At 60.6% G+C, this 12,414-nt stretch carries 12 protein-coding genes and 1 tRNA gene; 8 read left to right on the top strand and 5 right to left on the bottom strand.

All coding sequences use genetic code 11. The features are described from left to right. Positions 1–5: 5 nt before the first annotated feature. On the bottom strand, positions 6–1,016 hold the full coding sequence (locus tag FHL07_RS22530; protein ID WP_138738930.1) for an Ldh family oxidoreductase: 1,011 nt from the start codon (positions 1,014–1,016) through the stop codon (positions 6–8). Between the two features lie 132 nt (positions 1,017–1,148). On the opposite strand from FHL07_RS22530, the gene FHL07_RS22535 reads away from it, so the two are divergent. The 6 genes from FHL07_RS22535 (at position 1,149) to FHL07_RS22560 (ending at position 6,417) form a co-directional block, all read left to right on the top strand. Continuing rightward, positions 1,149–2,024: a MurR/RpiR family transcriptional regulator gene (locus tag FHL07_RS22535; protein ID WP_095024524.1), complete on the top strand. Its 876-nt coding sequence runs from the start codon at positions 1,149–1,151 to the stop codon at positions 2,022–2,024. Positions 2,025–2,037: 13 nt separating this feature from the next. After that, positions 2,038–2,793, top strand: a complete 756-nt coding sequence (locus FHL07_RS22540) for a transporter substrate-binding domain-containing protein (protein ID WP_095026921.1) — start codon at positions 2,038–2,040, stop codon at positions 2,791–2,793. Positions 2,794–2,897: 104 nt separating this feature from the next. After that, the gene (locus FHL07_RS22545) at positions 2,898–3,617 is read left to right on the top strand and encodes an ABC transporter permease (RefSeq protein ID WP_095019762.1); all 720 of its coding nucleotides are present in this window, start codon (positions 2,898–2,900) and stop codon (positions 3,615–3,617) included. Continuing rightward, the gene (locus FHL07_RS22550) at positions 3,614–4,324 is read left to right on the top strand and encodes an ABC transporter permease (RefSeq protein WP_016780525.1); all 711 of its coding nucleotides are present in this window, start codon (positions 3,614–3,616) and stop codon (positions 4,322–4,324) included. The genes FHL07_RS22545 and FHL07_RS22550 overlap by 4 nt, the downstream gene beginning before the upstream one ends. A gap of 49 nt (positions 4,325–4,373) precedes the next feature. After that, positions 4,374–5,615, top strand: a complete 1,242-nt coding sequence (locus FHL07_RS22555; RefSeq protein WP_095000604.1) for an FAD-dependent oxidoreductase — start codon at positions 4,374–4,376, stop codon at positions 5,613–5,615. Between the two features lie 16 nt (positions 5,616–5,631). Beyond that, positions 5,632–6,417: an amino acid ABC transporter ATP-binding protein gene (locus FHL07_RS22560; RefSeq protein ID WP_095019760.1), complete on the top strand. Its 786-nt coding sequence runs from the start codon at positions 5,632–5,634 to the stop codon at positions 6,415–6,417. A gap of 122 nt (positions 6,418–6,539) precedes the next feature. Here FHL07_RS22560 and FHL07_RS22565 read toward each other — a convergent pair whose 3' ends face one another. Then, complete coding sequence (locus tag FHL07_RS22565) at positions 6,540–8,576, bottom strand: NADPH-dependent 2,4-dienoyl-CoA reductase (RefSeq protein ID WP_095000606.1); 2,037 nt, start codon at positions 8,574–8,576, stop codon at positions 6,540–6,542. 210 nt (positions 8,577–8,786) lie between these two features. Here FHL07_RS22565 and FHL07_RS22570 point away from each other — a divergent pair, with 210 nt between their 5' ends. Both FHL07_RS22570 and FHL07_RS22575 read left to right on the top strand, forming a co-directional pair. Beyond that, complete coding sequence (locus FHL07_RS22570; protein WP_095025746.1) at positions 8,787–9,917, top strand: carbon-nitrogen hydrolase family protein; 1,131 nt, start codon at positions 8,787–8,789, stop codon at positions 9,915–9,917. Between the two features lie 4 nt (positions 9,918–9,921). Then, entirely contained in the window at positions 9,922–10,962 is a 1,041-nt protein-coding gene (locus tag FHL07_RS22575) for an AraC family transcriptional regulator (RefSeq protein ID WP_095019774.1), read from the top strand. Positions 10,963–10,975: 13 nt separating this feature from the next. Here the strand turns inward: FHL07_RS22575 and FHL07_RS22580 are convergent, their stop codons facing one another. The 3 genes from FHL07_RS22580 to FHL07_RS22590 form a co-directional block, all read right to left on the bottom strand. Further along, positions 10,976–11,164, bottom strand: coding sequence for a hypothetical protein (locus FHL07_RS22580; RefSeq protein WP_095026922.1), 189 nt, complete (start codon positions 11,162–11,164; stop codon positions 10,976–10,978). A gap of 35 nt (positions 11,165–11,199) precedes the next feature. Beyond that, positions 11,200–12,039, bottom strand: a complete 840-nt coding sequence (locus tag FHL07_RS22585) for a DUF2242 domain-containing protein (RefSeq protein WP_095026923.1) — start codon at positions 12,037–12,039, stop codon at positions 11,200–11,202. A gap of 297 nt (positions 12,040–12,336) precedes the next feature. Beyond that, a tRNA-Asp gene (locus FHL07_RS22590) sits at positions 12,337–12,413 on the bottom strand. Position 12,414: the final 1 nt, after the last annotated feature.

Raw genomic sequence — 12,414 nt, forward strand, 5'->3', positions numbered from 1 at the left:
CGCAGTTACCCCGCCAACTCACGCAATTTGGCCAGCTCTTCAGCCCCCAGCGGGATGCCTTCGCTCAACGATTTGGCCCGCTCGATAAAGCGCCGGTCACCCGGCATGCGCTCAAGCCCTACTGCATGCATCTGCCGCACCAGTTCTGCGCTGCGCTGGGCAAAGCTGTTGCCGCCAGATTTGCTCGGGTCGATCACGATCAGCAATTGGCCGGTCCACGGGGTTTGTGCACCCGGATGTTTCGACCAGTCAAACTCAAACGAGAAATTACCCCCCGTCAGCGCCGCCGCCAGCAACTCGACCATCATCGACAGCGCCGAGCCCTTGTGCCCGCCAAAAGGCAGCAAAGCGCCGCCGTCGAGGATGGCTTTCGGGTCTTCAGTGGGCTCACCCTGCTTGTCTACGCCCATGCCGGCAGGCAACGAGTGGCCTTTACGTGCGGCAATTTGCACGTCGCCGTGGGCAATCGCACTGGTGGCCAGGTCGAATACGATCGGATTGCCATCCGCACAGGGTGCGGCAAAGGCAATCGGGTTGGTGCCAAACAACGGTTTTTGTGCACCGTGAGGCACTACGCAGGTCATGCTGTTGACCACGCTCAAGGCCACCAGGCCTTCTTCGGCAAACGGCTCGACATCCGGCCAGAGCGCGGCGAAGTGATGGGAGTTACGAATCGCCAGCACCGCAATCCCGGCACTGTGGGCTTTTGCCACCAGCAACTCGCGGGCGGCCGCCAATGCATGCTGGGCAAAGCCCCCCGCCGCATCCACGCGGATAAACCCGCTGGCAACGTCTTCTACTACCGGCACCGCCTGGCCATTGACCCAGTTGCTGGCCAGTGATGACAGATAACCCGGAATGCGGAACACCCCATGGCTATAGGAACCATCGCGCTGCGCCCGGGCGCAGTTGTCCGCCAGTACCCCGGCAACCTCCGGCGAGGTGCCATGACGCTCAAAAATCCGTTGCAGCAAGGCGGTCAATTCGGCGAGGGAAAGCGACTGCGTGGATGACATTCTGGGGCTCCAGTCTGATTATTTTTGTCTGAGGCAAACTATCCTTCGATGACAGTTCTCTGTCAATTGTTGACTTAATGACAGAAAACATTCACTTTCTGCAGCGCGCTGAAATAAAAACAGGAAGCAGTCGTGAGCCAGCCGATTAAACAACGCCTTGAAAGCAGTCTGTCAACCGCCGCCCCCTCGGGCCGGGCGATTGCCAGCTACATGCTGGCCAATCTCTACGAGCTGCCCTTTCAGACCGCCGCCGACATCGCCAGCAAACTGGGGGTCAGCGAGTCCAGTGTGGGGCGTTTTTGCCGTGCCCTGGGCTACAGCCATTTCAAGGATTTGAAAAACGATCTCAAGGACGACCTGGGCGACGGCCCGTGGCTGGTCGGTGATCGCTTGCAAGAATTCCGCCAGCAGTCGAGCCAGAGCCCGCAGGCCCTGCCGCGCAGCTTCGAGCTGGAAGTCGGGGCGCTGGTCAAGGTTTACGAATACAGCCTCACCCCGCAGTGGCGTGCCGTCAGCCAGCGCCTGGCCACGCGGCCCAAGGTGTTTGTCGCAGGCTTCCAGACCGAGCGCGGAATCGCCGCCTCGATGGTGCATTTACTGCAATACCTGCGCGATGGCGTGCAGCTGGTCGACGGCGCCGCCGGGCATTACGCCGATGTACTGCTGTGCCCGCCCGCAGACTGCGCCCTGGTGGTGTTTGAAGCCCGTCGCTACTCGCGCCACGCCCAGTTGTTGTGCCGCAAGGCACGCGAGGCCGGTATCGAAGTCACGCTGGTCACCGATACCTTCTGCGACTGGGCCGACCAGAGCGCCAATGAAGTGTTTCGCGTGCCCACCGAGTTCAACCTGTTCTGGGAGTCCACCGCGGCCATGCTGTCGCTGGTGCATTTGCTGATCAATGAAGTGTGCAAACAACTGGGGCCTGACGTTGAAAAGCGTCTTGAGGCAACCGCGGCCTTACACAATGAGTTCGTGGGCTACACATCCTCACCCGGATCAAAACAATAAAACGAGGTGCTAGATGAAATACGTCATTCGCTTTGCAAGTGCATGCGCACTGATGGCCGCCGTTGCAGCCAACGCTCAGGCCGACACGCTGACTATCGCCACCGAAGGCGCCTACCCTCCCTTCAACACCACCAACTCGGACGGCACGGTGTCCGGCTTTGACGTCGACATCACCAATGCCCTGTGCGAGCGCATGAACGCGCAATGCAAGATCGTTGCCCAGGACTGGGACGGTATTATCCCGGGGCTGATGGCGAAAAAATACGACGCCATCGTCGCGTCGATGATCGTGACCGATGAACGCAAAAAGAAGATCGCGTTTACCAATCACTACTACCGCACCCCGCTGTCGATCGCCGTGCCTAAAGACTCTGATATCACCGATGCGCAGATCGACTTCAAGGGCCGCACCATCGGTGCCCAGGGCGCTGCAACCCAGGGCATCTACGCCGAAGATCACTACGAAAAAGCCGGCGCCAAGCTCAACCTGTACCCGACCCTGGACGAGGCCAACGCCGAGTTGAAAAACGGCCGTGTCGATGCGGTGATTGCCGACAAATTCCCGCTGCTGGAATGGATCAACAAGGCCAGCGACGACTGCTGCAAAATCATCGGTGACGTTAACGGCACCAATGCCGACGCCGCTATTGCCGTACGCCAGAGCGATACCGTGCTGCGCGAGCGTTTCAACAAGGCGCTGGACGAAATCGTGGCTGACGGCACCTATAAAAAGATCAGCAGCAAGTACTTCGACTTCGACATTTACTGAGTCGCCTGCCCTCGCTTGAGGGCCTCCCTGCCAATGACCCTGCCCTGCGCACGTAACGTGCGCAGTGGCTGAATTTCGGCCCACTTTTGCCCGGGGATTCGAGCATGCTCGATCAACTCTCACTTCTTTCTTTTGCCAGTGGCGGCTGGGGCTCGGCGTTGCTCGCCGGCGCGCTGGTGACCATTGCCCTGGCCTTGAGCTGCCTGCCTATCGGCTTGCCCCTGGGCCTGGTCGTGGCGGTGGCGGCACGCTCGAAAAACCGTTGGCTGCGGGCGTGGGCGACGACCTTTTCCACGGTATTTCGCGGTTTGCCGGAACTGCTGACCCTGCTGATCATTTATTACGGCTGCCAGATCGCCGCACAAAAGCTGCTCGCCATGATGGGCTACGACGCGCAGGTGACGATCAATACCTTCGTCGCTGCGATGGTGGCTTTCAGCCTGGTATTTGCCGCCTTCTCGAGCGAGATCTGGCTGGGTGCGTTTAAAACCATTCCCAAGGGCCAGTTCGAAGCGGCCTCGGCACTGGGCCTGAGCAAATTCACCACCTTTCGCAAGGTGGTACTGCCACAACTGGCACGCATCGCCCTGCCGGGGCTGTCGAACAACTGGCTGTCGCTGCTCAAGGACACCTCGCTGGTGTCGACCATTTCCCTGGTGGACCTGATGCGCCAGACCAACCTGGCGGTCAGCGTGACCAAAGAGCCGATGCTGTTCTACACCGTCGCCTGCCTGGGCTATCTGTTTTTCTCGGCGATTTCCGGGCGTCTGTTCGCCTTTCTTGAACGCTACTTCAGCCGCCATCAACGGAGCGCGCAGCCATGAGTCTGGCGGATCTGCAAAACATGTTTCTCAACCCCGACCTGCTGGAACGCTACGGCCCGCGGTTTATCGACGGGCTGCTGGTCACCGGCAAACTGGTGGCGATTTCCTTTACCCTGGGGGCTTTGCTCGGCTTGCTGATCGCCCTGGGGCGTTTGTCGAGCAACCGCTTCTTGCGCAGTTTTACCGGTGCCTACGTGTACTTTTTCCGCGGCTCACCGCTGCTGGCGCAACTGTTTTTGCTGTACTACGGCCTCGGCTCGTTCAAGGGCTTCTGGCAGGACGTGGGCCTGTGGTGGTTTTTCCGCGATGCGTGGTTCTGCACCCTGCTGGCTTTCACCCTCAACACGGCGGCGTACCAGGCCGAGATCCTGCGCGGCAGTATCCTCTCCGTGGCCCAGGGCCAGCGTGAGGCCTGCAAGGCGCTGAACCTGTCGCGCTGGACCGCCTTTCGCAAGATCATTCTGCCGCAATCGTTGCTGGTGGCCATCGGCCCGCTGGGCAATGAACTGATCCTGATGATCAAGGCCAGTGCGATTGCCTCGCTGGTAACCATTTACGACCTGATGGGCGTGACCAAGATGGCGTTTTCGCGCAGTTTCGACTTTCAGGTCTACCTGTGGGCCGCCGTGCTGTATCTGCTGATCGTGGAAGTGGTGCGGCGCAGCCTGAAACTGATCGAAGGCCGCCTCGGCCGCCATTTGCAGTAAGCCCATTGCCCGGGCTGCGCACACGGCCCCCTGTTTTAAGGATTTGTTTATGCACTGCGACACTATCGTTCTGGGCGCCGGCATTGTCGGCGTCAGTACCGCGTTGCAACTCCAGGCTCGTGGGCGCAGCGTCGTGCTGCTTGACCGCGCCCAGCCAGGCAGCGGCACCAGCCACGGCAATGCCGGGCTGATCGAGCGCGCCAGCGTGATCCCCTATTCGTTCCCGCGGGAACTTTCGCGCCTGTTGCGCTACGGCCTCAACCAGCAATCAGACGTGCGCTACAGCCTCAAGCACCTGCCCAAGGCCGGGCCGTGGCTGTTGAAGTACTGGCAGCAATCCGCTCCCAAGGCGCTGGCCAGGGCCACCCGGGCCATGCTGCCGCTGATTGAACAATGCGTCAGCGAACACGACTTGCTGGCCGAGCCCGCCGGGGTGACTGCGCTGATCGATGACAGCGGCTGGATCGAGGTCTATCGCACCCAGGCCGACTTCGACAAGGCCCAACGCGATGCGGCGGCCTTGAGCGACTACAGGCTCAACTACCGGGTACTGGGCGAACAGCAGGTGCACGCCCTGGAGCCGGGCCTGCATAACGATGTGATCGGAGGCATTCACTGGCTCGATCCCAAGACCGTCAGTGACCCGGGCGGCCTGACCCGTGGTTATGCCGAATTGTTTGTAAAGCGTGGAGGCACCTTTGTCATCGGTGACGCCACCAGCCTGCGGGCAACGGCCGGGCAATGGCAGGTCGAGAGCCAGAAGGGCCTGATCGTCGGCAACGAAGTGGTGATTGCCCTCGGCCCGCAAGCACGGGCGATTTTCGAACCGCTGGGCTATCGCATTCCCCTGGCAATCAAGCGCGGCTATCACATGCATTACGCGGCCAAAGACGGCCACACCATGCAGCACCCGATTCTGGATTCAGTGGGCGGTTATGTGCTGGCACCGATGGTGGGCGGTATTCGCCTGACTACCGGGATCGAATTTGCCGACAGCGATGACCCGATCAACGAAATCCAGTTGCGCCGCTGCGAGGAGCGCGCCCAACGCCTGTACCCGTTGGGTGAGCGTGTGGATGCCGAACCCTGGCTGGGCCGGCGCCCGTGCCTGCCGGACATGTGCCCGGTGATTGGCCCTGGCAGCCGCCACAAGGGCCTGTGGTTCAACTTTGGCCACGCCCACCACGGCCTGACCCTGGGCCCGGTCAGCGGGCGTCTGCTGGCCGAAATGATGACCGGGGAAAAACCTTTCACCGACCCTGCGCCCTACAGCGCCGAGCGTTTTCACTGATTACTGGAGACACACCATGCTTGCACAACCTGCTTACGTTCATCCTGTGTCGCCAGTCACTGACACCCGCAAGGTCGTCGTGGATATCGCCGGGCTGAACAAATATTACAGCGCTTTTCACGTGCTCAAGGGCATCGACCTGAAGGTGCGCGAAGGTGAACGCATTGTGCTGTGCGGCCCGTCCGGCTCTGGCAAGTCGACGCTGATCCGCTGCATCAACCGCCTGGAAATCGCCGAGCAGGGTCGCATCCTGATCAACGACACCGACCTGGCGCTGCCAACCCGTGAAGCGGCGAAAGTGCGCAGTGAGATCGGTATGGTGTTCCAGCATTTCAACCTGTTCCCGCACATGAGTGTGATCGACAACTGCATCCTGGCGCCGATGTCGGTGCGCGGCCTGTCGCGCAAGAAAGCAATCGAACTGGCCCAGCATTTTTTGACCAAGGTGGGCATTGCCAGCCAGGCTGATAAATACCCGAGCCAGTTGTCCGGCGGCCAGCAGCAACGTGTGGCCATTGCCCGGGCGTTGTGCATGGAACCGAAAATCATGTTGTTCGATGAGCCGACTTCGGCGCTGGACCCGGAAATGGTCAGCGAAGTGCTGGATGTGATGGTCAACCTGGCGGGCAGTGGCATGACCATGTTGTGCGTGACCCATGAAATGGGTTTTGCCCGGCAGGTGGCGGAGCGGGTGTTGTTCCTGGATGGCGGCATGGTGATTGAAGACTCGCCGCCCGAGGAGTTTTTCAACGCCCCGAAAAGCCCGCGGGCCAAGGCGTTTTTAGCCCAGATCGTGCATTAAGAGCAAAGCCCCTCACCCCAACCCTCTCCCAAAGGGAGAGGGGGCTAAAGGCCAAAGCAGATCATCGCAACGCCACAAATCAGTCCCCTCTCCCTCCGGGAGAGGGTTAGGGTGAGGGCGCTTTACAGCTGCGCCGCCAATCTCGACCCCTGATCAATCGCACGCTTGGCATCCAGTTCCGCCGCCACATCGGCACCGCCGATCAAATGCACGCTCTGCCCCGCTGCAACCAGGCCATCCTGCAACTCACGCAACGGATCCTGCCCCGCGCAAATCACAATATTGTCTACAGGCAATACCTGCGGCTCGCCCTCGCCAATACGCACATGCAAACCGGCATCGTCGATGCTCAGGTATTCCACGCTGTTGAGCATCTGCACCTGCTTGTTTTTCAGCCCGGCGCGATGGATCCAGCCAGTGGTCTTGCCCAGCCCGTCACCCACCTTGCTCGCCTTGCGTTGCAGCAAGTACACCTGACGCGCCGGGGCATGCACCTGAGGCTTGATCCCGGCCACACCGCCGCGAGCCTCAAGCTCGGTGTCGATGCCCCACTCTTTCCAGAACGCTTCACGGTCCTGGCTGGTAGACACCCCCTGGTGCACCAGAAACTCCGACACGTCAAAACCAATACCGCCCGCGCCAATCACTGCAACCTTACCGCCCACCGGCTTGCGCTCCAGGATCACATCCAGATAGCTCAGAACCTTGGGGTGGTCGATACCCGGGATCGCCGGCGTGCGCGGTGCGATGCCGGTGGCCAGGATGATTTCGTCAAACTTGCCTTCGACCAGTTGCTGCACATCCACCCGGGTGTTCAGGCACACCTCGACACCAGTGGTTTGCAGTTTGCGCTTGAAGTAACGCAGGGTTTCAAAGAACTCTTCCTTGCCCGGTATGCGCTTGGCCACATTGAACTGCCCGCCAATCTCGCTGGCTGCGTCAAACAGCACCACTTCATGCCCACGCTCTGCCGCCACGCTAGCCGCAGACAGCCCGGCCGGGCCGGCACCGACCACGGCGATTTTTTTCACCGCAATGGTCGGCAAATAATTGAGCTCGGTTTCGTGGCAGGCTCGGGGATTGACCAGGCAACTGGTCAGCTTGCCGCCGAAGGTGTGGTCCAGGCAGGCCTGGTTGCAGCCGATGCAGGTGTTGATCTCATCACTGCGCCCGGCAGCCGCCTTGTTGACGAACTCCGGATCAGCCAGAAACGGCCGCGCCATCGACACCATATCGGCATCGCCTTCGGCCAGGATCTGCTCGGCGATTTCCGGAGTGTTGATGCGGTTGGTGGTGATCAGCGGCACACTCACCGAACCGCGCAGCTTGGCGGTGACTTTGCTGAACGCGGCACGGGGCACTTTGGTGGCGATGGTCGGGATGCGCGCTTCATGCCAGCCAATACCGGTGTTGATCAGGGTCGCACCGGCCGATTCGACAGCCTTGGCCAGTTGCACGATCTCTTCCCAGACGCTGCCGCCTGCCACCAGATCGAGCATCGACAGACGATAGATAATGATGAAATTCGGGCCAACGGCTTCGCGCACGCGACGCACGATTTCCACGGGCAGGCGCATGCGGTTTTCGTAGCTGCCACCCCAACGGTCAGTACGCTGGTTGGTGTGCGCCGCCAGGAACTGGTTAATCAGGTAACCCTCGGACCCCATGATTTCGACACCGTCATAGCCGGCACTCTGGGCCAGCCTGGCGCAGGTCACGAAGTCGCTGATCTGCTTTTCGATGCCCTCTTCATCCAGCTCCCTGGGTTTGAACGGGTTGATCGGCGCCTGGATCGCACTCGGCGCAACCTGGCGCGGGCTGTAGGCATAACGCCCGGCGTGGAGGATCTGCAGGCAGATCTTGCCGCCGGCATCGTGTACTGCGCGGGTCACAACCACATGCTTTTCGGCCTCTTCCACCGTACTCAGCTTGGCTGCACCGCTGTACACCCCACCCTCGTCGTTGGGCGCAATGCCGCCCGTGACGATCAGGCCCACGCCACCGCGGGCACGCTCGGCAAAGTAGGCGGCCATGCGTTCAAAGCCACCGGGCTTTTCTTCCAGGCCGGTGTGCATCGAGCCCATCAGGCTGCGGTTGCGCAAAGTGGTAAAACCCAGATCCAGCGGGGCGAGCAAGTGCGGGTAGCGAGTGGCGGTCATCAGTAGGCTCCACAACGGGCGAAATCACGGAACGCGGGATGCTCTGCGGCTCCCGTCGTTGATCTGAGGCACAGTAAAGACTCAACCGACCCCACTCAATGACCCAAAGTTACAAATTATTAACCCAAATGCGCAGCACCCCTTGGCAAGCCAACAACCGCCGCCTACCCTGTAGATTGAATTCCGCTGAAAGCTGTCTGTTTTATTTATATGCGCAAAATAATTGGCTGCACCTTACTGATTGCCCTCTTTGCTGCTGCAGGCGGTTATGCCTGGTGGACCACGCAACGGGATGTTGGCCACTACCTTTCTGACTTGCGCATCGAGCTCGCGATTAACGAGGGTGTGAATAATGATCGCGGCAACCTGCTGGGCATCGAGCCCGACCTGTCACCCCGCGACTACCAAAGCCTGGCGCTGGTCCATCTGAAACTGGCGGCCTACTTGAACAGCGCCCGCGATGCCGGGCTGATCAACGGCAAAACCGTAGTGGTACTGCCGGAACATATCGGTTCCTGGTTGATGTTTCGCGGTGAAAAAAACCAGCTGTATCAAGCCGCCAACCTCAATCAAGCAATGCACTGGCTGGCCATCAGCAACCCGCTGGCCTTTGCCAATGCATGGTTGCGCGCTGACGGCGAAAGCCGGGTCAACGATGCTCATCTGCGCATGAAAGCCAACAGCATGGCCGACGATTACCAGACCCTGTTTGGCGGCCTGGCCAAGGAGTTCGGGGTAACCCTGGTGGCCGGCAGCATCGCCTTGCCCGACCCGCGCATTGAACACGGCAAACTGCTGGTCGGCACCGGCGCGTTATACAACAGCAGCGTGGTGTTTGACCGCGAGGGTGCCGCCATCGGCACTCCGCAGCGCCAATTGCTGCCCACCTATGAAGAACAAAGCTATATCCAGCCCAGCCCCGATCATGAGCTGAATGTGGTCGACACCCCGGCCGGGCGCCTGGGCATCCTGATCGGCAGCGACAGCTGGTACCCCGAGAACTACCGCACGCTGAACGAAAAAGGCGCGCAACTGATCGCAGTGCCCGCGTTTATCGTCGGCAAGACCACCTGGGACAAACCCTGGGGCGGTTACAAAAGCGTGTCGACGCCCAGTGAAATCAGCCTCAAGCCCGGCGAAGTCACTGAGGGCGATGCCTGGCATCGCCTGACCTTCACCAGCAGCCTGCCCATCAGCACCGCCAACGCTGGCGTCACCGTGTTCTTGCGCGGCAAGTTCTGGGACAAGCACAGCACCGGCCAGGGCTTTATCAGCCGCAACGGCCAGACCAGCCCGGACCAGCCTGGCAGCGGTGCACGACTGCTGAACCTCTGGTTATAGAATGATGAAACCGCTGCCGATGCGCCTGGGCGATCTATCGGTCGGGTTCGTTCAGTCCCTGGCCGACGCCGTGCGCAGTTGCGGCCACGACCCGGCCCCCCTGCTCGACCAGTTCGGCCTTGACCCGGCCCGTCTGGCCCAGCCTCTGGCACGCCTGTCGATCCCGCGCTATATGCGCCTGGGCCACGCCGCAATTATGCTGACCGGCGAGCCGGCACTGGGCCTGCGTATGGGCCAACTCAGCCGTCTGGGCCAGGTGGGCCTGGCCGGCGTCACCGCAGCCCAGGCACCCACAGTGCGCGAAGCGGCCCGCACCCTGATACGTTTCGAACCCTTGTACGGCTCCAACTACCGCGGGCAGTCAAGCCTGCACGAAGACGCCCAGGGTGCCTGGCTGCGGTTTTACTCCATCAGCCCGTACAACGCCTATAACCGCTTTGTGGTGGACTCGATCATTGCCGGCTGGTTGCAGCACCTGTCCGCGGTTGCAGCCCGGCCCTTGAGCTGCGAGCAGATCGATATCGAATTCAGCGAACCGGATTACGCCCAATGCTACAACGGGCTGGGCAGCTCGACCCTGCAGTTTCGTGCAGAAACCAACCAGCTGCGCCTCAATCACGCCACCCTCGACCTGCGCAACCCGCAGCACTGCCCCAGCACCTGGGCCTACCTGCTGCAACTGTGTGAGCGCGAATTGGAGCAAATGACCCGCACCCGCAGCCTGCGCGAGCGCATTACGCAACTGCTGGGGCCTTTGCTCAATGGCGGTCGCGAACCCGACCTGGAGGAAGTGGCGGCACGCCTCAAGCTGCCGACCTGGACCTTGCGCCGCAAGCTGGCCGAAGAAGGCACGCAATTTCGCGCCATTCTCAACGACACACGCCGCGACCTCGCCATGACCTATATCCGTGATACGGAGCTGGCCTTCGGCGAAATCGCTTATTTGTTGGGGTTTGCCTCAGCCGAGGCGTTTCAGCGGGCCTTCAAGCGCTGGAATGCGCAGACGCCGGGAGAATACCGACGGCGTCAGCGCCAGACTGCCTGATGCTGCACCGGGCTCAAAGCTCGGTCGCATCGTCGGCAGGTTCCAGCGGGTCCAGTTCAAAAGCCTGGTATTCAAGCAGCTCTTCCTGATAGTCGTCCATACAGCATCCCTTTTCAGTCTGTTTGTTTAAGTCATGCCTGAGCATAAAGTGCCCGCATGAAGGAAAAATGACACCTTCGCGGGCACTGTCAATACTCATCATTAAACGTAGCAGAGCTTTTGAGATTTACTGCACAGTTATTGAACGGGGGAGGGCTCTACGGCGGCAGGTACGGGGGTGATGACAGGCTCGGTCACAGGCTCGACCACAGGCGTGACTGGCGCCACCACTGCAGGTACCGTTACCGGGGCCTCCAGCACAGGTAGAACAGGTTCGGCTGCGGCCGGGGGCAGCAGCACAGGCTCGCTGGCAGGCGCCACAACTGGCTCGGGCACAATAACCGGCTGGGGTGCAGGCACAATCACTTCAGTCGGCACTGGCGCAGGCTCAGGCACGCCCAGATCAGGCTTGGCTTTTTGCGGCGCCTTTACCGCTTTCACGACTTCCTTGGGCTTGGGCAGGAACACTTCGACCAGGCCAAAAAAACGGTCATAGAACTGCGCCGAAGACACCGTCTCGCTGGCGACTTTGACCATCGAATCATCGGTTGAACCAATCGGCATCGACACCGAACCCAGCACACCGACACCCAGACTGGCAGAGTTGTTGACTTTCTTCAGGGCGTAACGGTCCTGCAGCGCATTGGCAAACATGGTGGCGTGATGCTCAGAACCGCCATCGTCGGCACACACAATGTTGAAGCTGATCTCCAGATGGCTTTCGCCGGTTTGCTGGAAGCTCTTGTGGCCGCTGATCATTTTCGGGTCATTGCTGGTGATGATATAGCCCTGGCTGAGCAAGGCGCGCCGCGCTGATTCGCAGGCTGTCTTGTCGGTCACCGGGTAATTGCGCGAGAACGTACCGGAGTCATCGAAGTTTTCATGTTCATAGATGGCAGTTTTCTTCGACGAGCAACCTGCCAGGCCAGTCAGCACGAGAGCGACTACCACGGCACGCACGGGGAATGACATAAGCATTGAAAATCCTGAAGAGAACGGTACGGGGCGTATTGTGCATCAAGTGGTGATAATCGCGGGCAGTTTGTCGCGTCTGATCGTGGATCGCGGCCTGAAACCGCATTCGACCCCACTGTGGGAGCGAGCCTGCTCGCGAAGGCGCCAAGAGCTTCGCGGTTATCCGGCAAGTCCGGCATCTTCGCGAGCAGGCTCGCTCCCACAATGGCTGGGTCCGTACAAAATCCCGGGCACAAAAAAAGCGACCCTGGGGTCGCTTTTTTTGTAGCTTCAGGGAGTTCAAGGGCCCTGAAGCAAATATGGCGCAGCGGACGGGACTCGAACCCGCGACCCCCGGCGTGACAGGCCGGTATTCTAACCGACTGAACTACCGCTGCG

This window comes from Pseudomonas sp. FSL W7-0098, assembly GCF_005930585.1.
GTDB lineage: Bacteria > Pseudomonadota > Gammaproteobacteria > Pseudomonadales > Pseudomonadaceae > Aquipseudomonas > Aquipseudomonas bubulae.